The organism is Campylobacter sp. JMF_08 NE1 (genome assembly GCF_027737875.1).
Lineage (GTDB): Bacteria > Campylobacterota > Campylobacteria > Campylobacterales > Campylobacteraceae > Campylobacter_B.
The window spans coordinates 1-24148 of sequence record NZ_JAOVUC010000001.1 but is presented as its reverse complement, the minus strand read 5'-3'; the positions used below and the strand labels follow the sequence as shown (position 1 = coordinate 24148).

Annotated in this window: 26 protein-coding genes; 10 read left to right on the top strand and 16 right to left on the bottom strand. The window is 40.8% G+C overall.

The window, feature by feature from the left end:
• Nucleotide 1: 1 nt before the first annotated feature.
• Nucleotides 2-1186: an efflux RND transporter periplasmic adaptor subunit gene (locus OFN91_RS00130; protein WP_270872832.1), complete on the bottom strand. Its 1185-nt coding sequence runs from the start codon at nucleotides 1184-1186 to the stop codon at nucleotides 2-4.
• A 130-nt stretch (nucleotides 1187-1316) separates the two neighbouring features.
• The gene (locus OFN91_RS00125; protein WP_270872831.1) at nucleotides 1317-2174 is read right to left on the bottom strand and encodes an EamA family transporter; all 858 of its coding nucleotides are present in this window, start codon (nucleotides 2172-2174) and stop codon (nucleotides 1317-1319) included.
• A 166-nt stretch (nucleotides 2175-2340) separates the two neighbouring features.
• Between OFN91_RS00125 and glmU the strand changes: the two genes are divergently transcribed.
• The 8 genes from glmU (at nucleotide 2341) to OFN91_RS00085 (ending at nucleotide 10150) form a co-directional block, all read left to right on the top strand.
• Complete coding sequence (glmU, locus tag OFN91_RS00120; protein WP_270872830.1) at nucleotides 2341-3642, top strand: bifunctional UDP-N-acetylglucosamine diphosphorylase/glucosamine-1-phosphate N-acetyltransferase GlmU; 1302 nt, start codon at nucleotides 2341-2343, stop codon at nucleotides 3640-3642.
• Nucleotides 3635-4816: a bifunctional phosphopantothenoylcysteine decarboxylase/phosphopantothenate--cysteine ligase CoaBC gene (coaBC, locus tag OFN91_RS00115; RefSeq protein ID WP_270859075.1), complete on the top strand. Its 1182-nt coding sequence runs from the start codon at nucleotides 3635-3637 to the stop codon at nucleotides 4814-4816. The genes glmU and coaBC overlap by 8 nt, the downstream gene beginning before the upstream one ends.
• Nucleotides 4817-4819: 3 nt before the next feature.
• Nucleotides 4820-5497 carry a polyprenyl diphosphate synthase gene (gene uppS / locus OFN91_RS00110; RefSeq protein ID WP_270872829.1) on the top strand — a complete coding sequence of 226 codons (678 nt, stop codon included), beginning with the start codon at nucleotides 4820-4822 and terminating at the stop codon, nucleotides 5495-5497.
• Entirely contained in the window at nucleotides 5497-6651 is a 1155-nt protein-coding gene (locus OFN91_RS00105; protein WP_270872828.1) for an acyltransferase, read from the top strand. Before uppS ends, OFN91_RS00105 begins: the two co-directional genes overlap by 1 nt.
• Nucleotides 6652-6760: 109 nt before the next feature.
• Entirely contained in the window at nucleotides 6761-7513 is a 753-nt protein-coding gene (locus tag OFN91_RS00100; protein ID WP_270868323.1) for a prepilin peptidase, read from the top strand.
• Complete coding sequence (locus tag OFN91_RS00095; protein ID WP_270861875.1) at nucleotides 7506-8537, top strand: LptF/LptG family permease; 1032 nt, start codon at nucleotides 7506-7508, stop codon at nucleotides 8535-8537. Before OFN91_RS00100 ends, OFN91_RS00095 begins: the two co-directional genes overlap by 8 nt.
• Nucleotide 8538: 1 nt before the next feature.
• Entirely contained in the window at nucleotides 8539-9240 is a 702-nt protein-coding gene (gene truA, locus OFN91_RS00090) for a tRNA pseudouridine(38-40) synthase TruA (protein ID WP_270872827.1), read from the top strand.
• Between the two features lie 91 nt (nucleotides 9241-9331).
• Entirely contained in the window at nucleotides 9332-10150 is an 819-nt protein-coding gene (locus tag OFN91_RS00085) for a hypothetical protein (protein ID WP_270872826.1), read from the top strand.
• 339 nt (nucleotides 10151-10489) lie between these two features.
• On the opposite strand, the gene OFN91_RS00080 is transcribed toward OFN91_RS00085, so the two are convergent.
• The 6 genes from OFN91_RS00080 to OFN91_RS00055 form a co-directional block, all read right to left on the bottom strand.
• A complete protein-coding gene (locus OFN91_RS00080; RefSeq protein WP_270872825.1) occupies nucleotides 10490-11260 on the bottom strand; it encodes an energy transducer TonB in 771 nt (256 codons plus the stop codon).
• On the bottom strand, nucleotides 11253-11636 hold the full coding sequence (gene exbD, locus OFN91_RS00075) for a TonB system transport protein ExbD (protein ID WP_270866139.1): 384 nt from the start codon (nucleotides 11634-11636) through the stop codon (nucleotides 11253-11255). Before exbD ends, OFN91_RS00080 begins: the two co-directional genes overlap by 8 nt.
• A 1-nt stretch (nucleotide 11637) precedes the next feature.
• Nucleotides 11638-12051, bottom strand: a complete 414-nt coding sequence (gene exbB, locus OFN91_RS00070; protein WP_270859086.1) for a TonB-system energizer ExbB — start codon at nucleotides 12049-12051, stop codon at nucleotides 11638-11640.
• Nucleotides 12052-12268: 217 nt separating this feature from the next.
• Nucleotides 12269-12844, bottom strand: a complete 576-nt coding sequence (locus OFN91_RS00065) for a cytidylate kinase-like family protein (RefSeq protein WP_270859087.1) — start codon at nucleotides 12842-12844, stop codon at nucleotides 12269-12271.
• A 9-nt stretch (nucleotides 12845-12853) separates the two neighbouring features.
• Nucleotides 12854-13546 carry an LrgB family protein gene (locus OFN91_RS00060; protein ID WP_270871270.1) on the bottom strand — a complete coding sequence of 231 codons (693 nt, stop codon included), beginning with the start codon at nucleotides 13544-13546 and terminating at the stop codon, nucleotides 12854-12856.
• Nucleotides 13543-13926, bottom strand: coding sequence for a CidA/LrgA family protein (locus tag OFN91_RS00055; protein WP_270859089.1), 384 nt, complete (start codon nucleotides 13924-13926; stop codon nucleotides 13543-13545). The genes OFN91_RS00060 and OFN91_RS00055 overlap by 4 nt, the downstream gene beginning before the upstream one ends.
• A gap of 145 nt (nucleotides 13927-14071) precedes the next feature.
• Here OFN91_RS00055 and OFN91_RS00050 point away from each other — a divergent pair, with 145 nt between their 5' ends.
• Complete coding sequence (locus OFN91_RS00050) at nucleotides 14072-15259, top strand: ammonia-forming cytochrome c nitrite reductase subunit c552 (RefSeq protein ID WP_270872824.1); 1188 nt, start codon at nucleotides 14072-14074, stop codon at nucleotides 15257-15259.
• Between the two features lie 193 nt (nucleotides 15260-15452).
• The gene (locus tag OFN91_RS00045; RefSeq protein ID WP_270859115.1) at nucleotides 15453-16343 is read left to right on the top strand and encodes a DMT family transporter; all 891 of its coding nucleotides are present in this window, start codon (nucleotides 15453-15455) and stop codon (nucleotides 16341-16343) included.
• A gap of 9 nt (nucleotides 16344-16352) precedes the next feature.
• Here OFN91_RS00045 and OFN91_RS00040 read toward each other — a convergent pair whose 3' ends face one another.
• The 8 genes from OFN91_RS00040 to rpsB are packed head-to-tail and all read right to left on the bottom strand — an operon-like array spanning nucleotide 16353 to nucleotide 23817.
• Nucleotides 16353-16916: a hypothetical protein gene (locus OFN91_RS00040; RefSeq protein WP_270872823.1), complete on the bottom strand. Its 564-nt coding sequence runs from the start codon at nucleotides 16914-16916 to the stop codon at nucleotides 16353-16355.
• Between the two features lie 35 nt (nucleotides 16917-16951).
• Complete coding sequence (gene argS / locus OFN91_RS00035) at nucleotides 16952-18547, bottom strand: arginine--tRNA ligase (protein WP_270871992.1); 1596 nt, start codon at nucleotides 18545-18547, stop codon at nucleotides 16952-16954.
• A gap of 3 nt (nucleotides 18548-18550) precedes the next feature.
• A complete protein-coding gene (locus OFN91_RS00030; protein ID WP_270859118.1) occupies nucleotides 18551-18754 on the bottom strand; it encodes a twin-arginine translocase TatA/TatE family subunit in 204 nt (67 codons plus the stop codon).
• Nucleotides 18755-18763: 9 nt separating this feature from the next.
• A complete protein-coding gene (gene gmk, locus OFN91_RS00025; RefSeq protein ID WP_270872822.1) occupies nucleotides 18764-19378 on the bottom strand; it encodes a guanylate kinase in 615 nt (204 codons plus the stop codon).
• Nucleotides 19379-21262: a hypothetical protein gene (locus OFN91_RS00020; protein ID WP_270872821.1), complete on the bottom strand. Its 1884-nt coding sequence runs from the start codon at nucleotides 21260-21262 to the stop codon at nucleotides 19379-19381. It abuts the gene before it with no gap.
• Between the two features lie 58 nt (nucleotides 21263-21320).
• Complete coding sequence (locus OFN91_RS00015; RefSeq protein WP_270872820.1) at nucleotides 21321-21962, bottom strand: ABC transporter ATP-binding protein; 642 nt, start codon at nucleotides 21960-21962, stop codon at nucleotides 21321-21323.
• Nucleotides 21963-21964: 2 nt separating this feature from the next.
• The gene (gene tsf, locus OFN91_RS00010) at nucleotides 21965-23023 is read right to left on the bottom strand and encodes a translation elongation factor Ts (protein ID WP_270861912.1); all 1059 of its coding nucleotides are present in this window, start codon (nucleotides 23021-23023) and stop codon (nucleotides 21965-21967) included.
• Nucleotides 23023-23817, bottom strand: coding sequence for a 30S ribosomal protein S2 (rpsB, locus tag OFN91_RS00005; protein ID WP_270860623.1), 795 nt, complete (start codon nucleotides 23815-23817; stop codon nucleotides 23023-23025). The genes tsf and rpsB overlap by 1 nt, the downstream gene beginning before the upstream one ends.
• Between the last annotated feature and the right edge of the window lie 331 nt (nucleotides 23818-24148).

Below are 24148 nucleotides of genomic sequence, written 5' to 3'. Positions count from 1 at the left end.
TTTAAAATCTCATTCTAGGAGCGCGTCCGCCTCTGCCATCGCCGATTTGATTGGCGTTTGAACCATCTGCGATGATAATCTCATCATCATCGCTCAAACCACCCAAAATTTCGGTATTTAAATCATCGCTAATACCCTTTTTGATATAGGTTTTCTCTGAGCCAAAAGCCCTTTTTACCATGACATAATCCCCATTTTCATCGCGTTTAATCACAGAAGTTGGCAGATAGTTTGTGTCTTCTGCGTGATTTACGATGATTTCGCACTCTGTCGTCATGCCGATTTTTAGGTAATTATCTCTATTGTCGATTAAGGATTTGACATAAAAATAAACAGCGCTTTTTGATGAGCTCGCGCTCGTGCTAGCCTTGTCGTAGCTGCCGTCACTTAGCGTAGTAAGACCCGGGTCTATGTGAGAGACATGGGCTTGGCGCACATCGTTGAGATTTGAGAGAATATAATATTCTACCGGCGTGCCGACGCTGATTTTAGAAATATCGCCCTCGGCGACTTCCATTTTTATCTCCATTTTGCTTAAATCCGCGATTTTTGCGATAGTTGGCGTGGTTTGGTTGGCATTGACCGTCTTTCCCTCTTCGACTGGAACAGATACGATTGTCCCGCTAGTAGGGGCTGTGATTTTGGTGTAGCCTAAATTTGTCTCAGCCGTGCTTAAAGAGAGTTTGGTCTGCTCGATTTGCGCTTCGATCTGTTTTTTGGCTGCCTCTTTTGCAGCGAGATTGTTTTTGGCGTTTTCTAGGGCTTCTTTCGAGGTCGCGTTTGCTTTGTAGAGTTTAAGCTCGCGGTTGTATTGAATCTGGGCGTTATCACTAGCTATTTTGGCTGAAACCAAATTTGCCTCATAGATATTTAACTGCGCCTTTTCCTTGGCGATATTGTTTTCTTGGGTAACTGAGTCGATTTGGGCTATCATATCGCCAGCCTTGACCACATCGCCGACTTTGACATAGAGCTTTTTGATCTGACCGCCTACTTGCGCACCCACATCGACTAACTCTTGCGCATAAACCTCGCCAGTAGCTGTCACGGTGCCACGGATATTGCCTTTTTGCATTTTTGTGGTTAGGATTTTTGGGGCTTCATCTTTTGCGCCAAATTTTTTATACGCGAAATATCCGCCCAAAATCAGGGCTAAAATAACTAAAATTTTGACTATTTTTTTCATCTTCTCCAACTTTTTTTAAATTCAAATCCGCAATTTTAGCGAACAAATTTAAACCTAATGAAATTTTGCGAAATTTTAATTACAAATTCTATCTCTAAATTTTACAAAAGCTAATCAAAACTAACCAATTTTAGGCTTTTGCGTAAAATTTCATTATTTTTTTGTGTAGGATTAGTGAAAATGCGATTATCACGCTACCGATTAGAAATTTGCCAAGCTCGGCGTCCTTGTGCCAAAGGGCTAAATTTACGATAATTGCAGCTGGGATTAGAGCGTTATTCATAATCGCAAGCACGCCAGCATCGACTTCGCAAGCGCCTTTGTTCCACAAAAAATAGCAAAGCGCGGAGCTTACTACGCCCATAAAAATTATGATTGCGACCTGCTCTGCGTTTGGATTAAATTTCGCCGCGTTTCCAAAAAGCGCCGCCACAAGCGCGCAAGCAATCACCGCGCCTAGGAAAAAATAGCCAAAAAGCTCTTTTTGCTCGCCAAGGCCCTTGCTTTCGCAGAGGTATTTATACGCGCTCTGACCTGCGCCAAAGCACAAATTCGCCCCTTGAATCAGCAAAAATCCGGTTAAAAACTCAGAATTTATACCATTAAATTTAATCACAAACGCCCCCAAAACCGCAAATGAGACGCTAAGCAGATAAAGCGAGCGAAAACGCCTAGCAAACGCGTCATATATCAGCGTTACATAAAACGGCGTAAATATCGTAAAAAGCGCCACTTCATAGACTTTGAGATATGCAAAACTTTTGTAATAAAAAATATACATTATGCCGATTTGCACTGCGCCAATCGCGCAAATTTGCCCTGCTAGGCGCAAATTTACACCCCTAATTTTCATAAACGGCACAAAGCACACAAACGCCAAAGCCACGCGCGAAAGCGCCAAATACGCACTATCAATCCCGCGCAAAAACTCGCCAATTAGCGAAAAGCTAAACGCCCAAATAAATGTAACGATGATAAGTTTTGTCAAAATTTGCCCCAAAATTTTAAAAATTTAGCGATTTTATAAAATTTGAGATTAAATTTATATTACAAATTTTATTAATGGCAAATTTTAAATTTTCGGCGCGCAAAAGTAATCTTTTATTAATCTTAGCTGTGATAAAATCCCTAAATTTTTATTTTTTAGGAAAATTATGAGTGAAATTTCAGTAGTAATTCTAGCCGCTGGTTTTGGCACGCGTATGAAATCAGACCGCCCAAAAGTCCTATTTGAGCTTTGCGGAAAGTCGATGTTAAGCCATGTTTTAGAGCGCGCGTATGAGATTAGCGATGATGTGAGCGTGATTTTGCACTATCAATTTGATCGTGTCAAAGAGGCAGTTTTGAGCGAGTATCCAAACACCAAAATTTACAAACAAGACCACGAAAACTTCCCGGGCACCGCAGGCGCGCTAAAAGATATCAAATTTGATAGCCAAAAAACTCTAATCGTGTGTGGCGATATGCCACTAATCGACAGCGCGGATTTGCGCTCGCTTTGCAGTAGCGACGCAGATGTCGCCCTGAGCGTATTTCGCGCAAAAGATCCATTTGGATATGGCAGAGTTATCACAAAAGACGGCGAAATTTTAAAAATCGTCGAGCAAAAGGACGCTAGCGAAGAAGAAAAGCTAGTTTGCGACGCAAATGCTGGGTGCTACTGCTTCGACACAAAGGTGCTAGAAAAAATACTGCCTCAAATCACACCAAACAACGCCCAAAAAGAGTATTACCTCACAGATAGCATAAAAATCGCCAAGGATATGGGCTTAAAATGCTCTGCTGTGTGGGTTGATGAGCAAAATTTCATGGGCATAAATGATAAATTTGCGCTAAGCGTGGCTGAGGAAATTATGCAAAATCGCATAAAAGAGCGCTTGATGAAAGCTGGCGTGCTAATGCGCCTTCCTAGCACGATTTATATCGATTGCAGGGCGAAATTTATCGGCGAGTGTGAATTGCAAGAAAATGTCAGCATTATCGGCGAGTGCGTGATCGAAAACTCTATAATCAAAAGTTCAAGCGTAGTCGAAAGCTCACTTATCAAAAATTCTGACCTTGGCCCTATGGCGCACATACGCCCAAAATGCGAGATTGTGGGCACTCATATCGGAAATTTCGTCGAGCTAAAAAACGCGAAAGTTAATAATATCAAAGCAGGTCATTTAAGCTATCTTGGAGATTGCGAGATTAGTAGCGGCACAAATATCGGCTGCGGCACGATTACATGCAATTATGATGGCAAGAAAAAATACAAAACCATAATCGGAAAAAATGTCTTCGTAGGCTCCGATACGCAGTTCGTAGCCCCAGTTAAAATAGGCGATGATGTCATCATAGCAGCGGGCTCAACTATCGTTTCAGATGTCCCAAACGGCGCACTAGCGATAGCTAGATCAAAACAAACAAACAAAGCTGAATTTTTCTATAAATTTTTTAGGAGCAACAATGAGTAAGAAGAAAATTTTACTAGCAGTTTGTGGAAGCATTAGTTTTTATAAAGCGTTTGAAATTCTCTCTGCGCTTAAAAAGGCGAATTTCGATGTTTATGTCGCACTTAGCGAGGGTGCGAGCGAGTTTGTGAGCTACAAGGCTTTCGAGGCTTTGTGCGATCACCCTGTGTTATGCAGTGGCAACGAAGACTGGCAAAAAGGGGTAAATCACATAAACTACTCAAAAGTAGATTTAGTCTTAATCGCTCCTGCTACGGCAAATACGATAAACAAGCTTGCTTGGGGAGTTTGTGATAATGTATTTTTACAAACCATAAACGCAGCCTTCGCCAAAGCCAAGGTCGTAATCGCACCAGCAGCCAATCCTGCGCTACTTGAAAACAACATAACCCAAAACTGCATTGAAATTTTAAAAAGCAATGTCAAAGCCTTGTTTGTCGAGCCTATCGAAAAAATGCTAGCTTGTGGCGAAAAGGGCAAAGGCGGCCTAGCCACCACAGAGGCGATACTTCAAACCGTAAAACGCGCAATCCATAAGGATAAATTTTGGGAAGGTAAAAATGTCGTCATCACAGGCGGTCCAACAACCGAGAAAATCGACAATATCCGCGGAATTACAAATTTTTCTAGCGGAAAAACCTCAAAGGCAATCGCGGACGCATTTTATTATCTAGGCGCAAATGTAACGCTGATTTCGAGCGTGGATTATCCAAATTTACCTTACAAACTTACGATTTTTGAGAGCACAATCGGCCTAAAATCAGCCCTTGATAGCACAAAATTCCCTGATGGCTCATACCTAATAATGGCAGCAGCTGTTAGCGACTACACTCCAAAAGTCCGCTACAAAGGCAAGGTCAAAAAGACAGAAATCGGCGATGTATGGAACCTGCGCCTTGGCAAGACCGATGATATCCTAAGCTCAGTGCATGCAAATATCAAAAAAATCGGCTTCAAGCTCGAAACTGACAAAGAGACTGCACTAAATGAAGCAAAACGCATGCTAGATGAGAAAAATCTCGACGCAGTGTGCCTAAATACGCTAGATGATGTGGTAAAACTAGGTGGCGATGTCACGAGAATCACGCTTTTGACAAACGATTTTATTACCGAGCTAGACACTGCGAGCAAAGATGAAATCGCGCTAAAACTAGCAAACGAGCTTAAAAAAATCTAAATCGTGAATCAATTAAACCATTTAGCAATCATTATGGACGGCAATGGGCGCTGGGCTAAAAAACGCGCCCTATTGCGCACTGGCGGGCACGAAGTGGGCGCGCAGGTCGTGCAGAGTGTCTGCGAATTTTGCATAAACGAAAAAATCCCAAATCTAACTCTTTACGCATTTAGCACCGAAAACTGGAAGCGCCCAAAAAGCGAAGTTGAGTTTTTGATGAAGCTTTTGGCGAAATTTTTGGTTGATAAAAAAGAGAGTTTTTTGGCAAATGGGATAAATTTCAAAGCCGTCGGCGATATAGCGAAATTTAGCGATGATTTGAAAAGCAAAATTTATGATTTGCAAAATTTTACGCAAAATTGTGCGAATTTAAATCTAAATTTGGCGATAAATTACGGCGCGCGTGATGAAATCGTGCGAGCGTGTCGTGAAATTTCACGCTCTGGGAGCGAATTTAGCGAGAGCGAAATTTCAGCGCATTTGGATACCGCGCGCAGTGGCGATGTGGATTTGCTAATCCGCACAGGTGGCGAAAAACGCATTTCAAATTTTTTGCTTTGGCAGGCAAGTTACGCCGAACTAGCATTTAGCGATACTTTGTGGCCTGAGTTTTCTAACGCAGAATTATCTCAAATCATCAGCGAATTTAAAAATAAAAACCGCAGATTTGGAGGGCTATAATGCCACAAAATGAGAAAAACGCACAAAATTTGCAAGATTTGAAAATTTCTAGCACTTCACAAACAAACGGCGTTTCTAACACACACATACACACACCGCAAAGGGTTTTTTATCCTGATTTTTTAAGAGTTATTGCGATTTTTGCGGTTATATTTTTGCATGTAGCTGTTATTAGACAATACAAAATGCCATCGCAATCTTACGAATGGCAAATAGTAAATTTTTACAACGGATTAGTTCGTTGGTGCGTGCCTGTTTTTGTCATGGTTAGCGGTATATTTTTGCTTGATTTTAGGCGATATAGTGAAAGTGTGAGCGAAAATTTAGGCAGAATTTTAAAGAAAAATATTTTTAGACTATCCATTACACTTATCGTTTGGAGTATTTTTTATCTTTATTTTGATATGTTTTTAAATGGCAAATTTGACACCAATCCATTTAGATTAACAGATTTTTTATTTAAAAGCACAAAATATCACCTTTGGTTTTTATATATGATAATCGGACTTTATTTTTTGGCTCCATTTTTACAAGTTTTGGTGCGAAATTTAAGTAAAAAAGATTTTGAACTTTTGCTCATTGTTTTAGCGATTTTTTGTTGCGGTTATGATTTTATCAATGTATTTTTGAAATTTTTTCTAAATAAAACTCTATATTTTCGTTCAAATGTCCCTGAATTCAGTGGTTATTTGATATATTTTTTAGCCGGATTTTATTTTGCAAATTTTGAAATTTCCAAAAAAACTAGAACTCTTTTTTACATTTTGGCATTTATTTCTCTTGTTATTACGATAGGTTTTAATTCATATTTTGCGACACATACTACCAAAGGCAAGGAATTTATTTTTACTTATAGATTAATAAATGTTATGTTTGTAAGCTTTGGCGTTTTTATTTTCTTTAAAAATTTATTTGCAAATTTCCAAAACAACGGCAAATTTGCAAAACTTATAACCAAACTTTCTGCACTAAGTTTTGGAATTTATCTTATACACGCTGCAATTAGAGATATATTTATTATAAAACTACAAATCACAAACACAACGCTAAATCCAATAATAATGATTCCACTTTTAAGCTTGGCAGTTTTTGTGATTTCTGCACTTTTGGCGTTTATACTCTCAAAAATTCCTATTTTGCGAAAAGTGGTCTAAAAAATTTTAAGCCTAAATTTGCAAATTCACTCCCGAATTTGCCCAAAATTTAGCCAAAAAATTGTAAAATAGCCGTTTGCAAAATTTATCAACTTAATAATGGATTTTTATGGAATACTACCTTTATATGGCGATTTTCGCCCTTTTTGGCATCTGTGTCGGCTCATTTAGCAATGTCTTAATCCACAGGCTTCCGCGTGGCGAGAGTATCAACTTCCCTGCTTCGCACTGCCCTAAATGTGGCACTCCGCTTAAATTTTACCACAATGTCCCGCTGTTTTCGTGGCTGTTTTTGGGCGGAAAATGCGCATTTTGCAAGGAAAAAATCTCTATCCGCTATCCTATCGTGGAGTTTCTAGCTGGCGCGCTAGCCGCGAGCGCGTATATCTGCGAGCCAGATATCATCAAAGCCGCCATTTTAGCGCTACTTTTCATACTTTTACTAGCACTTTCGGCAATCGATTTCGAGTTTAAGGCCGTGCCAGATAGCCTACTTTTCACAGCTACCGCACTTAGCCTAGTCTATCCTTTGCTTTATGATTTTGACATTAGCTTGCTGTATCCAGCCGCTGGGTATGGGCTAGCGTTTTTCGCGCTTCGCCTCATCATCACAAAGGTCTTAAAGCGCGAAGCCATGGGCTCAGCCGATATTTTTATCGCCATAATCATCGGCGCGATTTTGGGCTGGAAGCTCGGCGGAATCGCGATTTATATCGGCGCGATTTTGACCCTGCCAGCATACGCAATCGCCAACAAAAAAGGCTACGAACTGCCGTTTGTGCCGTTTTTATCAGCTGGACTTTTGCTTACGATTTTATTCAAAGCTCAAATTTTAGAGCTTTTGGAAATGATTTATGGATAGAGTTCAAAAATACCTATTTAGCAACTTCATAAGCTCGTTTGCGTCGCTATTTAGCACGCTTTTTATCATTATGTCGATTGTGTTTTTCTTGCAGATTGCGCGCATTACCTCTTTTATCGAGATAAATTTGATAGAGCTAATCAAACTCTATCTTTTCATGCTACCGCGAATTCTCATTTTCACCGTGCCGATTGCCTTTTTTGTCGCCCTTAGCATGGCGCTTTTCCGCCTTTCGAAAGAAAACGAGACAATCGTGCTTTTTACTATCGGCTATGTTACGCGCAAAATCGCTGTGTTTTTCGGCGTGATTGCGGCGATTTTTTCGGTTCTTTTGCTCTTTATTTCGCTTGTGATGATGCCAATCGCCGAAAATCTCAAAGACAATTTCATCGACTACAAAAAAGTCAGCGCCACGCTAAATATCAAAGCTAGCGAATTTGGGCAGAAATTTTCGGAGTGGATGGTTTTCATCGAGGGCGAAGACGAGGGCGAAAACGGCAAAATTTACAAAAATTTAGTATTTTACAACCACGGCAAAAAAGGCGAAGATGAACGCATAATCATCGCCAAAAAAGGCGAGTTTGTAAGCGAAAATCAAAGCTTCTCCGCACTTTTGCATGATGGCAAAATCTACACCGTCGATAGCGATGAGTGGCATATTACTGAGTTTGACGAGCTTATCATACGCACACTTTCTAAGAGCAATATCCGCACAGGGAGCGATGTGCTAGGATACTGGCGCGAAATGCGCAAAAACGACAAACGCAAAAAAGATTTCAGCATTTATGTGCTTGTTTCGCTATTTCCGCTAGCAAGCGTGCTTTTTGCGCTAAGCTTTGGAATCGTAACTTACCGCTACGAAAAGGGCTTTATTTACGCCGGGATTTTCGGGGTGCTTTTTAGCTATTTTGCGCTGATTATGATACTAGCCAAACGCCCACAAATCGCCATTAGCGTTACATTTTTGCTGACATTTATCCTATCTTGGATTTATTATAACTTCAAAATCAAACCGCGATATTAAAATGCAAAATTTACTTCTTACATACGCATACAACGGCGCGCGATTTTGTGGCTCGCAGTCCCAGCCACATGGTCGTAGCGTCGAGGACGCGCTCAAAATCGCGCTAGGCAGAGTTGGGATTTTTGGCGCGCTCACCACTAGCTCTCGCACCGACAAGGGCGTGCATGCCCTGCGCCAAACAAGCACGATTAAATGCGAACTCTACCAAAGCTTGCCGCGCCTTAAAGAGCTCATTAATCGCCACTGTGCGCCATACATTTTCGTGCGCGACCTGCGCGTGGTAAGCGATGAATTTCACCCAAGATACAGCGCGAAAGCTAGGGCGTATCGCTACATCATCAACCACGGCGAATTTAACCCATTTCTAAGCGATTTTCAAATTTTTATGCCCAAATTTGATACCGAAAAGCTAAATTTGATTCTTGCGAAATTTATCGGCGAGCACGATTTTAGCGAGTTTATGAAGGTTGGAAGCGAGATAAAAAGCCCAGTTCGTGAAATTTTCGTAGCGCGCGCGTATTCGCACAAAAATCTCAGCGTGGTAAATTTCGTCGCAAACGGCTTTTTGCGTGCGCAAGTGCGATTAATGCTAGCAAACGCCCTTGCCTCGCTCAAATCAAATCGCCCCCTAGACCTCTCTCACGCCCTCACCCGCATACCAGCCCCACCAAATGGACTTTATCTTGCAAATGTGATTTACTAAATTTTACATTTGATTAAGCGGGGTTGAATTTGTAAAATTTGATAAATTCAGTATCGCAGATACTGACCGAGATTTTATAAAAGGATTAAATTTGGATAATGAAAAAATAATGCGAGAAAAAGCAGAGCAAATGACTAAAAAAGCCGAAATGAAAATTCAACAAGCAAAAGAAAAAGAAGCTAAATATCAACAATGGCTAGAAAACAAAAAACAAACCGACCCAAATTTTAGGGATTATGATGAAAATCCATTGATAATACAAAACTATGAAGAATTTTTTGTATTTTCGTTATTTGTGCCGTCTTTAATGATTAGTGGGATTTTTTATAATTTATTTGAAAAATTATATCTAGCAAATAGCGGTAATTTAGATATTTGGCTTATTCTTTTTCCGATTTGCTGGATAAGTATTATTTTTATGTTTCAAAAAACGCATTTTTCACACCATAAAATTAAATTTACAAATAGATATATTGAATTTTATGATTATGGGAAATTAAAAAGGCGATGTGAAATTGTAGAAAATAAAATGGCAAAACCATTTTTTACTTGTTGTGATGTAAGCAATCGCAAACAAAATATTGTCACTATGTATTTTATGATTATGTTGGTTGTATTTTTATTCTACAAACCTATATTAATTGTTAGTTTAGCTGTATCTTTTTGTTTTTCATATATTTTTATAAGATTTTTCTTTTATATATTTTTGAATAAGAGTTTAAAAGGATTTGAAATTTTTTCATCTATTCAAATTGATAATCCAGCTAAAACTGCAATCGGTTCGCCGTTATCAATTAGATATTTTATGATTTATCTATATAGTGATGAAATATATAGTGAAGTAAAGAAATATTTTTTACAAAAAAATATAAATATTGATAATTTACCAAAAAGGTATTCAATTTTTTGATAACAAATTTAATAAAACCAATTTTTTTTTAAAGGAGAGAACTATGAGTTCAACAGGTAGTAGAGAAGTATCGTAAGGTTGGCGTCCTTGCCCACAAAAAAAAGATAAAATAATTTAATAATCATTTAAATAAAGCTTCTTTGCTTTGCAAAGCTTTACTCATAATAACATAAAAATCAATCGTAAATTTAATCTCGTAGATTGCTTCGCTTTCTGCGAAAGCTCGCAATGACAATGGCTGGCAAATTTTCCTTAATCTGTCATTGCGAGCGAGTGAAACGAGCGCGGCAATCTACAAATTTAAAATTTAAAGTCGCTAAATTTGCAAAATTTTGAAATTTATTTCAGCACAAAGCGCACATTTACGACAAAAGTTCGCGCGCTTGTCGTGGGCGGAAATTTCGATTTCGTGCGCTCTATCGCCTTCAAAACAGCCTCATCGAGCGCCTCCACACCAGAGCTAGCCGTGATCTTTGCGCCCTGCACCGCGCCACCGGGCAAATACGAAAACTCCGCCTTTACCATGCCGGTTTGCTTACGCATTTTCGCGCTTTTTGGGTAGTTTTTTTGCGCGTAGGCTGCGATGATTTTTTGTATCACGCCACCGATATTATCGCTCTTGGCGTTGCCTTGTATGTTTGCCATGCCCGCTTTTGGTGCGCCTGCGCTAGCATTAGCTTGGGCTAAATTTGGCAAATTTGTGCCTGTTTTGTTGCTATCGAAATTCTTTTTTACAACCTTTTCTTTTGCGATTTTTTTTGGTTTAGGTTTTGGCTTTGGCTCAGGTTTAGGGAGCGGTTCAGGCGCAGGGGTAGGAACAGGCTCTGGGGTAGGCTCAGGCGCAGGCTCGGGTTCGGGCTCTGGGGCAGGTTCTGGTTCTGGTTCGGGCTCTGGTTCGGGCTCTGGGGCAGGTTCAGGCTGTGAATTTTGCTCGGCTAAATTTTCCACATTTTCGGGCGCAGTATCACTCAAAGCGACGAAATTTTCGATTCTAATCACGCTTAACGCCTCATCTTGCATCAAATTTGGCGCCCTAAAATTCGCAAACGCAAGCCCAAGCAAGGCAATATGCAAAATCAGCGAAGTAAAAAATCCGATTGCGCTATTCATCTTTTTTCGTCACAATTGCGAAATTTTCGTGATTTAGCTCTTTTAGGGCGTCCATTACGATGACGAAAGCCTCGAATTTGGAGTTTTTGTCATTTTCTAAAACAATCAAATCATGCTTTTGCAAATGCTCTAAATTTGACTTCAAAGCCTCGCTATCCACGGCGATATCATCGATGAAAATTTGCGAGTGCTCGTCGATTTTAATGGTGATTTTCTTCTCTTCGCTTGGGCTTTGCGCGCTTTTGGCGCTTGGCAAATCGACCTTGATTAACCCTTGTGCGATAAAGGTCGAAACGCTAAGCGTGATCGCTAGCAAAACCAGCATAATATCGATAAATGGGACGATATTTAGCCCCTCTTTCCTAGGTAGTCGCATTTTAGCCCTCGTAGCGATTGAGCATGACATCGACTTTGCGCAAAAAGCAGTTGTAAATCATCAGCGTAGGCACAGCGACCAAAAGCCCCAGCGCAGTGGCTTTGAGCGCGAGAGAAAGGCCTTGCATGATAGCCTTTGCGTCGATATTGGCACTAGCACCCATATCATAAAATGTAATCATAATGCCAGCCACAGTGCCCAAAAGCCCGATATACGGGGCGTTAGAATACACGATATAAAGTGCGGTGAGATTTTTGCTCAGCGCCTCCTCATACAGCGCCTTGCTTTTGTAGTCTTTTGGCGATACTCTTCTGTAAAACAGCACCCGCTCTATGCTAAACCAAACGACCAAAAAGCTCATAAAAACCAAAATAGAAATAATTATATAATCAATATAGTCTTTTAGAAAATCCATAAATTTCCCCCGTGGATAAAATTTGTAAATTTTGCTTATCAAAAATATATAAATTTTGAAAATAGCCAAAAATCGGGGTATTTTAACAAAATTTAGAATATAAGTCAATAACTTTTATCAATATCAATCAATTTTGAAAGCAAAATTTTTAATAAATTCTCTCAAAATTGATTGTATAAAATTTTATACTACGCGCTGTAAGTTTTGAAATACAAAATCATTTATCGCTCAAATTTTCTTTAAATTTAATCAAATTTTCCACGATTTGCGCCGCGCCATCGACACCGCAAAACGATGTGTTTATACAGATATCATAGTTTTGCGACGCGCCCCAAATTTCGTTCGTGTAATACCTATGAAAGCTCGCTCTGCCAGAGTCTGAGTTTTCCATAAACTCCCTGACATCGCCCTTAGTTTCGCTAGCAAGGCGAGCGAGTTTAAACTCGTCCTCCGCGCGCAAAAACACACGCAGCAAATCCCCTCTACTGCGCAAAAAATACCCAGCACAACGCCCCAAAATTATGATATTTCCGTCATGTGCGATTTGGCGATAAATTTTGGCTATGCGTTCGCGCTTCTCTTCGTTTGCGATTTCGTTGTGCGAAATGGCGTGCAAGAGCATATTTATGGGCATTTCGTTGTAGAATTCATACATCATCTCAAAGCACCCCAAAGAATCGGCTCGTTTGAGCAAATCGGCCTTTTCGAGGTAAGTGTATCCCAGCCTAGCTGCCAATTTTTGGGCTAGTTCGCGCCCACCTGCCCCTGTTTGTCTAGCGATTGTGATTACCATAAAATTTCCTTAAATGAAGTTTGCAAAAATACTGGCCCCAACCACGGTAAAAAGCCCGGTTACAGCCATCGCCAAAGACGCCATTGCGCCCTCGATATCTCCGATTTCAAGGGCTTTTGCTGTCCCCATAGCATGGCTTGCGCACCCAAGCGCAATCCCCTTTGCTACGGATTTTTTTATACGAAATAGCCTTAAAATCGCCTCTCCAAATATATTTCCTAAAATCCCCGTTGCGATTATGCACGCCATGGTCAAATTTACGATTCCGCCCAAACTCTCGCTAATACCCATGCCAATGGGCGCGGTTACGGATTTGGGTAGCAGTGTTACATAGAGCGCATGGTCTATGCCAAAAATCAAAGCTAGCGCATAAATACTGCAAGTCCCAGCCAGCACGCCCGAAAACAGCCCCGCAAAAATCGCGACAAAATTTTTGCGCAAGAGCGAGAGTTGCTCATATAATGGCACCGCCAAACACACCGTAATCGGCGTGAGAAAAAAGCTCACATGCGCGGCGCTGGCGTTAAATTTATCGTATGGGATATCCACTAGCACGAGGGTTAAGACCGTCAAAATCGTCCCTACCAAAAGCGGGTTGAAAATCGCTAGTTTGAAGCGTTTTTTCAGATAAATTCCAGCCTGAAACGAAATCAAACACAAAAAAACGCCAAAAAACGCCGAATTTATAAGTATCTCTCTCATTTTTCGTCCTCGTAGAGCTTTTTGCGCTCTTTTTCTAGCGTTTTTTCGTAATAAATCTGCGTTACAAATCCGCTAGCACCCATTACCAAAATCGTAGAAATCGCCACAATCACGATTATCGCCCAAAAATTCGCCATCAAAACATCGCCAGCTACGATGATAGCAGCCCCTGCTGGGATAAAAATCACAGGCATTATCTGCATGAAAAACGACGCACTCTCCCTGATTTGCGAGATTTTAACCACCCTAAAAATCAAAGCCAAAAGCATAAGTATCAGCCCATAAATACTAGCCGGTATGCTAAGCGGGATAAGTTTGGATAAAATTTCAGCGCACAGAGAAATTCCTAAAATAATGCTAAATTGCTCTAAAAATTTCAAATTTCAACCTCCAAAAATTCGTCGAAATTTAGCGCAATTCGAGTAAATAAAATATTAAATTTGTATAAAAAGTGTAATTTAACTAATAGAATATTTTAAGAATTCTTTTGCTAGAATAGCCTAAATTTCGATTTGGAGGGAGATTATGAGGTTTAAATTTTTAGGGCTTTTGGGGCTAGGTTTCTCATTTTTATTTGCCGCTGAGGCTGATTTCGCTGATCCAAATGTCTGTGCCACCTGCCACAGCGATGTGCATGAAGCATGGGCCAAATCTCTACACGCGCTATCACACGAGGATTCTAACGAACTTTACAAAAAATCAATTTCATTAATCGCCAAAGAAACTGGAAATTTAGAAGAGAGTCTAACGCTATCATGCGGTCAATGCCACAACGCAAAAATGAAAATCAAAGAGCTCGATGTATCGATGAGCGTGGCGCTGTCGCTTGATCTTGGCGAGAAAGACAAGGTCAAAGAATTTACCAAAAGCGAAGATGTCAAAAACGGCATTTCGTGCTACATTTGCCACAATGTCGATAAAATCAAACCAGACCAAAGCGATCCGAGTATCTCTGGATACAAAAGCTTCTCGTGGAGCGAGGATTATGTGACTGGACCATACGATGTGAGCGAGGCTGACGCACTGTATCACCAAAGCCAAAAACGAGATTTTTTCCAAAACAACGACGAGCTTTGCAACTCTTGCCACCAAGGACAAGGTGGCAAATCTAAGCTTTCTATTTATAACACACAGGCTGAGGGCGCAGGCGTGCAAAATGCCAAACTTTGCGTGGATTGCCACATGGGCAAATCGACCAAAAAAATCATCGCCCCTGGCGCACCTAGGGAGGGCGCGGTTATCAGAGATATCAGATCTCACTTTTTCAACGGCGCACGCAATTCAGATATCCTAAAAGAGGCGATTGAGCTTAGATTTAATCGCTTAGGCGGCGACAAAGCGGTGATAAATTTAAAAAATTTAACCACTCACAAGGTTCCGACAGGATTTAGCGGGCGTTCGGTTGAAGTGCATGTCAGATTCAAAGACAGGCTTGGCAAAATTTTATCAACACAAAATTTAGGCGCGCTTCGTGCGATCTATACAGACAGTAGAGGCGATGAAACCCTATCGTATGCCGCAAAAACTTTGAAGGAAGATACGAGATTAAACGCTGGGGAGAGCAGAGAATTTAGCGTAACTATGCCACAAAACACCTACACTGTCGATGTAAAAATCGTCTATTATGTCCTAGCGCCACAGCTTCAAAACCTGCTCAAAGTCAAGGACGAAAGCTTCACTAAGCCTTATGAAATCATAGAAATAACTTTCTAACTCTGCTTTAAAAAGTGCAATGGGGTCAAATTTGACCCCATTTTTAAATTTTAAATTCTGGCGCAGGGTTGCGGGCTTGCGAAGCGGAAAATTTATAATTAATTCTTGATTATTTTGTAAATTTAATTACATTTTAAAATTCCAAATTTAAGCCAAATTTGCTAAATTTTTGCCAAATACAAAAAGGGTCTTTATGAAAAATTTAAGCATGGAATTTAGAGCAGATATCGGTATGATTTTTGTGGCGATTGCCTTTGGGTTGGGGTATTTGCCCACAGCATGGGCGATTGAGAGCAACGATGTTTTTGTCTTGCTTTTTTGGCGATTTTTTATCGCTAGCGTGATTATCGCGGCTCTATTTTGGCGCAAAATCAAATCTATCTCGCGCACACAAATCCGCTATGGCGTGGTTTTGAGCCTGTTTTTGTTCGCAGGGTTTGTAAGCCAAGCCTTTGCAATGAAATTTGCCGCTAGCTCGTCGGTGGCCTTTATCGTGGGGCTAAATGTCGTGCTCGTGCCATTTATCGCCAGTATTTTGTTTGGATACAAAATCTACTCATACGCCTATATCGGCGTTGCTTTCGCTGTGGCGGGGCTTTATCTCATCTGCCAAACCGAGCTTGGCTTTGGAGCGGGCGAAATTTTGGCACTCGTTTGCGCGAGCGCGTATTCGTTTCATATCGTGCTTACGGCGAATTTCGTGCGCAAATGCGAAATTTTTGGCATGGTCTATGTCCAAATCGCCTCGCTTAGCCTATTTTGCGCATTGGCTAGCTACTTTGTCAGTGGCGTGAGTGTCGCGCCTGTGCTGGATACGAAATTTTTCATCGCAATGATTTTTATCTGCCTTGTAGGGACGGTTTTTGGGTTTTTTGCGCAGGCTTTGATGCAACGCTACACCACGCCGATCAAAGTCGCTCTGTTTTTCACGCTAGAACCAGTAACTGCGGGTATTATGGGGGTTTTCGTAGGTGGAGAAATCCTAAATCGCTGGCAAATTTTAGGCGCTGTTTTGATAATCGCAGGCGTGCTAATCAGCGAGATTGGAAGCTATTTTAAGGCGAAAAATCAAAATTTGGGCTAAATTTAAAATTTATTTTAACGGAAATCTTAAATTTAGGGCTTTTAAAAATTTATCAGATTTGCGTTTGTAGTAGATAAAACTAAAAAATACTTTAAATTTGACATAGGCATTTACCACGCCCATACCATAGACGATTGCGACAATGCAAAAGAAAAGAAAATAAACTAACTTGTCGTAAAAATACTCTATCCGCGCGATTTCTTCCACGCCAGATACGATGACTGCGCTCATAAATGCGACGAAAAGTAGCGAAAATACCACGCCACAAAATCGCTTTATCAAGTTCCAATTTCCCCAATAAGCCGTGGTCGAATAGCTAGTGACACTAAGCGCAGAATAAGTGCCCTCCTGCCAGCCTCTGGTGTAAATCACATCGATCAAATCGCCGTTTTTCGCCCACCATTTGGCGAAAATCGAGCTAAACCTAAGCCCTCCTACATGAAAAATCACGACAAAAAAATTCTCCCTCACCTCGCAGGCACGCACATCGCTGATGATTCCGCTGATTTTGCGCGCACCCGGCGGGAGCGGTTTTTTGATTTTATAAAATAGAGTTTTGATAGGATTTTTCATTTTGAAATGAAATTTTGCCGAAAATTCGGCAAAATTTACATGCGCTCTTTCGCACTTAGCCCCATTAAGCCAAACGCCGTGCGAATACTAAGCGCGACAAGGGCAAAAAGTTTGAGTTTGGCATTTTCGTTTTCGCTGCCAACCACGCGGTTTTCGTTGTAGTATTTATGAAAATCTGCGGCTAAAATTTTAAGGAAATCAGGGATTTTTTGCAGTCCCCTGCTAGCAAAGGCTTCGTTTAAAACCTCATTTAGCGTCATCGCCTCAAAAGCCAAATTTAGCCCAGCTTCATCAAGCGTGCTAAAATCTGCGCCCAAAACCTCGCTATCGCTCATATTTTTGCCAGCTTTGCCAAAAATTTGATAAATTCTAGCATGAGCATAATTGATATAAAATATCGGATTCGAGCTATCTTCTTTGCCAAGCTCGTCAATGTCGAATTCTAGCGGTGTTTCGCCCTTTTTGCTAATAAACATAAAGCGCAAATTATCCTTGCCAATCGCACCCAACACATCGCTCATTAGCACGCTGGTGCCTGATCGTTTGCTCATTTTAAACGCTTCGCCGTTTTTTAGCAAATTTACCATTTGCATAAGCACGATTTCTAGGGCATTTTCATCGTATCCTAGAAAGTGAATTGCCGCCTTTAAGCGCGCGATATAGCCGTGATGATCTGCTCCCCAGACATTGACATATCGCTCAAATCCGCGCTCGAATTTGTTATTGTGATATACAATATCGCCCGCTAGATATGTCGGACGGCCGTCCTCGCGGATGACGACACGGTCTTTTTCATCGCCCACAGCACTGGATTTGATCCAAACCTTACCGCCTTCTTTATACATTTCGCCACTTTTTTCAAGCTTGGCAATCGTCGCGTCAAGCTCGCCATAAAGGCTCTTTTCGCTAGCCCAGTTTTGTATAGTAATCCCGCAATCAGCCAAATCTTTTTTGATGATTTTCAAAACCTCGTCTTTGGCGAATTCTGCAAGCTCTAAAATTCTACCATCATCGTAAAAAATCTCTTTGCCAAATTTCTCTACGCTTAAATTTACCAGCTCATCGATATACTCGCCGCGATAGTATTTCTCGGGATACTCGACGCTCTGCCCGAAAATTTCCTTTGCGCGCAGTATCATGGAAATACCAAGCAATTCGATTTGATTGCCAGCGTCGTTTATGTAATACTCTGTGCAAACCTCGCTACCTAGGTAGTTTCCTACCTTAGCGAAGGTATCGCCATATACTGCGCCCCTGACATGGCCTATGTGAAGAGGGCCGGTTGGATTCGCGCTGATGTATTCAAGCAGGATTTTTTCGCCTTTATGCTCTGCGCTATTTTTCGCAAAATTTTCGCCCAAATTTAGCGCATTTTGGGCTAAATTTCCAAGCACACTAGGTTTTATATGAAAATTCAAATACCCATTTATCGCACTTGCTGATAAAATTTCATTATCGCTAAATTTAGCCGCTAGCTCCTGGGCGATGATTTTAGGGGCTTTTCTAAGCTCTTTTGCAAGCGAAAACGCCACAGGTGAAGCATAGTGAGCGAGGGTTTTGTCTTTTGGTTTTTCGATGATTACCTCGCGCCCTAGGACGCGAGAGATTTCGTTTATAGCTAAATTTTTCAAAAACTAAGCCTTTTGAGATTCGTCAGCTTTGGTAGTTTCGCTCTCTTTTTTCACACTCTCTTCGAGTTTAGGATCGTCTTCCATCTCTTTTTTAAACGACTTGATACCCTTGCCTACGCCTTTTGCAAGCTCAGGAATTTTTTTCGCTCCGAAAAGCAACACTATAATAGCCAAAATAATTAGCAATTGTTGAACGCTAACGCCCATTGTCTCTCCTTATTTCCAAGATTTCATAACCGCTGAAATATCGCATCTAGCGGTTTCTAATCTGATTGTTTTGTAGATTGATTTAAAATTTAAATACGCGCTTTCTAGCTCGTCGTTGATTACGAAATAATCATATTGTGCGAGATATTTAATCTCGTCTTTTGCGTTTTGCAAACGAGTAGCGATATCGCCAGAGGCTGTATCTGCCCGTGCTAGCAGACGCTTTTCTAGCTCTGCTGGGCTCGGAGTGGTTACGAAAACCGTGGTAAGCTCGTTTTTGCTTACTTTTTGGCGAACGATTTCGAAACCTTGCACATCGATATCAAAAATCACAATTTTACCCAAATTTAGCGCCTTTCGCACGGCTTTTAACGATGTGCCATAGTAATTGCCATGCACGAGCGCCCACTCTAAAAATTCGTCATTTTCTATGCCAGCTTTGAATTCGTCTTTGCTGATGAAATGGTAATTCACGCCGTCTTTTTCGCCATCTCGCATATCTCTTGTGGTAGAACTGATAGAAAAATATATCTCATCTGTGCCAAACTCAGCGATAAGCCTCTTTATAAGAGTGCTCTTACCGCTGCCGCTTGGACCTGAAACTAGTAAAATTTTACCTAGCAATTATTTATCCTCAAATGAGATATTGATATTGATTCTAAGGTCTTTAAGTGCTTCTTGTATGTTTTCCTCGCCAGAGAATTGCTCCAACACACTAGCGATATTTGCCTCTAAATCGTAGCGCAACTGCTCTTTTAGCTCATCAACGCTCAAAAATCTGCGCTCTTGCTCTAAAATTCGATTAACTTCATCGCGAGTTTTTGGTGCGACATGCGCAGGAACCTCGCTTTGAGCGGTCGGCTCGACACTGACATCGACAGCTGGTTTGATATCAGGTAGCTCTACGCCACTTGCGACTTGCGGTAAATCCAAATCATCAAAATTTGGTTTTTCATCTTTTTTCTCATCTTGCGCTGCCGCTTTAACAGGCTCGGAAGCGACTTTTTTATCTTTTTCAAGGGCTAAAATATTATCAAATAGCAAATCATCATCGCCAGTTTCCTCATCGTCCTCATCTGGGGTCTCATCTTGTGAAATTTGGGCTTCTGGCTCAGCCTTTGTCTCGTCCTCGCCATGCTCTACACTCTCAAATGCTGGCTCTAACGAAACATTCGCCAAAGGAATTTCTTTGTCGCTAGCTAGCGCGATTAGGGCTTCGCTCTCTTTTTCGCCCTCTGCTTTATCCTCTGGCTCATCATCACTAGAATTATCAAACATCGAAGAAAACATCGACCCAAAATCACTATCAGATGAATCTTCGCTCTGCTCTTTTGGCTCTTCTTTGGCTTCTTCTTGCGCTTCTACTTTTGCTTCTTCTTTTTGCTCTTCTTGTGCCTCTTCTGGCTCGTTATTTTGCGCAATCTCACTAAGCGGCATATCGTCTGAAATTTGATCCATAACAGCACTTAGTGGCATGTCATCATCGATATCATCTAGCGAAATTTCATCTGCTAATGCGCTTAAAGGTTTATCATCGTCAAGATCATCAAGCGAAATTTCACTTAACGGCGTATCATCATCGATATTTTCTGCCAATGCAGATAGCGGAACATCGTCATTTACATTATCTAGCATAGCGGAAAGCGGCGTATCATCATCGATATTTTCAGCTAATGCAGATAGCGGAACATCATCGTCAGAGTTGTAAAAATCATCTAAAAGGCTTTCGAAATTTTGCGTGCTAGCCTCATTTTGGCTAGCTTCACTGCTTTCAGAAGCTACCTCGCTAGCTGGCTCTACGCTAACTTCTGCGGTAGTTTCGGCCTCGTTTGCAGGCTCGCTAACACTCTCATCGCTTGGTTTAGCTTCTGGCTCGCTAGGAGCAAGTTCTAAAACCAAATCATCTAAATTATCAGGAATTTCGATATTAAAAGGCTCATTTTTTGCAGGTTCAGATTTTACTTCGTTTTGCGTCTCATCGCTAGCTTCTGCGCTAGTAGCAAGAGAGATTGTATCGCCAGCATCGATATTTGGAGCTGGTTTTGGTTTTGGCGCAGGGTTTTCAGCTTTTGTTTCCTCGTCCGCGCTATCATTGATTGGCGCTAGACCGATTCCCATATCAGCGCCCTTATCGCCCTTTTCATCGATTGACTCGATCTCTTTCATCATCGAGCTTACATCGGCGAATTCTTGTGCCATTTTTGATTTTATCTCAGGATTTGGTTTTGCAGATGAAAATCCGCTAATAAATTTAATCAATTCAGCAGGCGCAAATGGCTTAGTCAGCGTGTGTGTCGCGCCTACGATAATATCGTCTTTGGAGATCAAAAACAGGGTTTTATCGACATCAAAATGAGAAATGCTATCCTCTTCGCTATAATCTTTTATCACCAAATCATAATCTTGTTCATCAATGCTGTAATTCGCTAAATCAGAGTGTGTGCGTTCGCAACAAATATTAACTACTTTTGCAACTTGTTCATTTGTGCTATCAAGTAAAATTTTCATTTTTAGCCTTTTTGAAAAAAAATTTCCCTATTTTAGGATAATTTTGGTTAGTGATTGCTTATATTTTAGCTAAATTTTGATTATTTAGGCGATAAATTGACGAACATTTGCCAGCTAAGCTTTCATCGTGAGTAACAAGCACGAGTGCGCCGTCATTTTTGGCGATATAATCAAATATCACCTCCATGACCTCATTAGCGGTGCTTTTGTCCAAATTCCCAGTTGGTTCATCGGCAAAAATAATGCGTGGGCGTTTGTTTAGCACCCTAGCAATACTGACGCGTTGTTGCTGACCACCACTAAGCTCGCCGATATTTTGGGACAAAGTCTGAGTAATTTTTAGTTTTTCTAAAATTTCATAATCAATTTTGTTATTTGTAAGCTTGGCTGCAAGTTCGATATTTTCTTTGACAGAAAAGCCCTTAAAAAGGTAGTGTGATTGAAAAATTATGCCAAAATCATGCCTGCGAATTTTAAGTCGTTCGTCCGCGCTTAGCGAGTATAAATTTGTGTCATTGTAAAAAACTTCGCCCGAATTTGGCTTTAAAAGTGTGCATAAAATGTGCAAAAGTGTGGATTTACCGCAACCACTCACGCCCAAAATGGCGCTAGTAGAATTTGAATTTATTGTGATATTTATATCGTTAAAGAGCGTATAATCATACGCATGAGTAAGATTAACGCCCTTTAAAAGTGTCATTTTTAGCCGATTTGAGCTGCAACTTCTGCTGCGAAATCATCGACTTTTTTCTCTAAGCCCTCGCCGACTTCGAAGCGGACATATTTTACGATTTCGATTTTGCCACCGAGTTTCTCAGCTGTCTCAGCCACTACTTGCTCGATAGTTTTTTTATCGTCCATTACGAAAAATTGTCCCATAAGCGTAAGTCTTTGATCGATTTGAGTGTTATCAGCGATAAATCTATCGATTTGACCTGGGATAATTTTGTCCCAAATTTGCTCAGGTTTGTTTTGTTTTTTAAGTTCTGCTTTTAAATTCTCAGTCTCAGTCGCCAAAACCTCATCAGTGATTTGAGCGCGTGAGCCATATACTGGGATTTTGTGCAAAGGTTTGCCCAGTCTTACTCTCTCTTCATTGTCTTTTTCTAACTCGCCCACAAGTGCTGCGAATTCTTTTTCGATAAATTCTTTATCCAAATCTTTGTAGCTAATCACGCTTGGTTTCATAGCTGCTGCGTGCATGCAAAGGTTGCGGATTAGATCTTTTGCGCCTTCGGCAGTTTTTTCGCTATCGCAAGCTGCTGCGATGATGACGCCCACGCGGCTATTTGAGTGCAAGTATCCTTGGACTACACCATTTGCGCCAGCTTTGACGGTTTCAAATCTGCGAACAACCAAATTTTCGCCGATTGTTGCGATTTGAGTTTTTAGGTGATCTTCGAATTTCACGCCGTCGATTACGCTCTCATTTAGCGCTTCTACTGTTTCAATGCTGTTTTTTTGGACATGAATAGTGATATTTTTAACCAAATCAATGAAATTTTGGTTTCTTGCGACGAAGTCAGTTTCTGAATTTACCTCGCTGATTGTTGCAGCGTTGCCATTTACTTCGACACATACTAGACCTTCGCTAGCTAGGCGATCTGCTTTTTTCGCAGCCTTGCCAAGACCTTTTTCGCGTAGTAGATCTACGGCTTTTTCCATATCGCCGTTTGTTTCAACTAATGCTTTTTTGCAGTCCATCATACCTGCGCCAGTGCTTTCGCGCAGTTCTTTTACCATTTGTGCTGAAATTTCCATTATTCTGCGTCCTCTGCTGTTTCGAAATCTTCTTCGCTCATCGCTTCTTCTACGATTTCATCTTTTTCTTCTTGGCTTACTTCTGCTTTTTCTTCGCTTACTTCGCCGTCTTGATCTCTTAGAGCTTTTCCTTCGTTGATAGCCTCAGCCATTTCTTGGCAGAAAAGTTGAACCGAGCGGATAGCGTCATCATTGCCCGGAATTGGGAAATCTACAACATCTGGGTCGCAGTTTGTATCTAGTGGAGCTACAACAGGGATTTTTAGTCTGTTTGCTTCTGCTACGGCGATTTTTTCTTTAACTACATCGATAACAAAAATCATATCAGGCAAGCTTTTCATATTGCGAATTCCGCCTAGATATTGCTCTAATTTCTCTTTTTTGCGGCGTAGCATTAGGGCTTCTTTTTTTGTTAGAAGGTTGATTGAGCCGTCTTCTTCCATAGCTTCGATGACTTCTAGTTTGCGGATTGATTGTTTGATAGTGCTGAAATTTGTTAGCATACCGCCTAACCAGCGATGATTTACAAATGGCATTCCGCATTTTTCAGCGTATTCACGCAAAGTCGCACCTGCTTGTTTTTTAGTGCCGACAAATAGGACAGTTTTGCCCTCAGCTGCTGCGTCGCGAACGACATTGTAAGTGTAGCGGAAGTAGCGGATAGTTTTTTGCAAATCTATGATATAGATACCTTTTCTCTCGCCGAAAATGAATTTTTTCATTTTTGGGTTCCAGCGGCGTGTTTGGTGACCAAAATGAACGCCACATTCTAATAAATCTCTCATTGTAACCATGAGTTTTCTCCTTATGGGACTAGCCCGAATTTAGTTTCTTCCTCCGCATTTTTTAGCAAATTTAGGGCTTTTTGGGCGTGAAATTTGCTTTCACAACTTGCCAAATTTGCAACTAAATAAGGATAAATGCGTGTGAAATGAAACTTGGATTATACTGAAAAATTTATAAAATTAAGCTAAATTTATGTTTGAATTTTTGATTATTTGTCATTGTTAGAAACGGCGTAAGCCGTTTCAGTAAAAATAAAATCAGCTAAATTTTAAAAAGCAACGCTTTTTAAAATTTAGCCACTTCTAAGGTTTTACAGGGGTGGGGGTTGGTAAGGGGGAG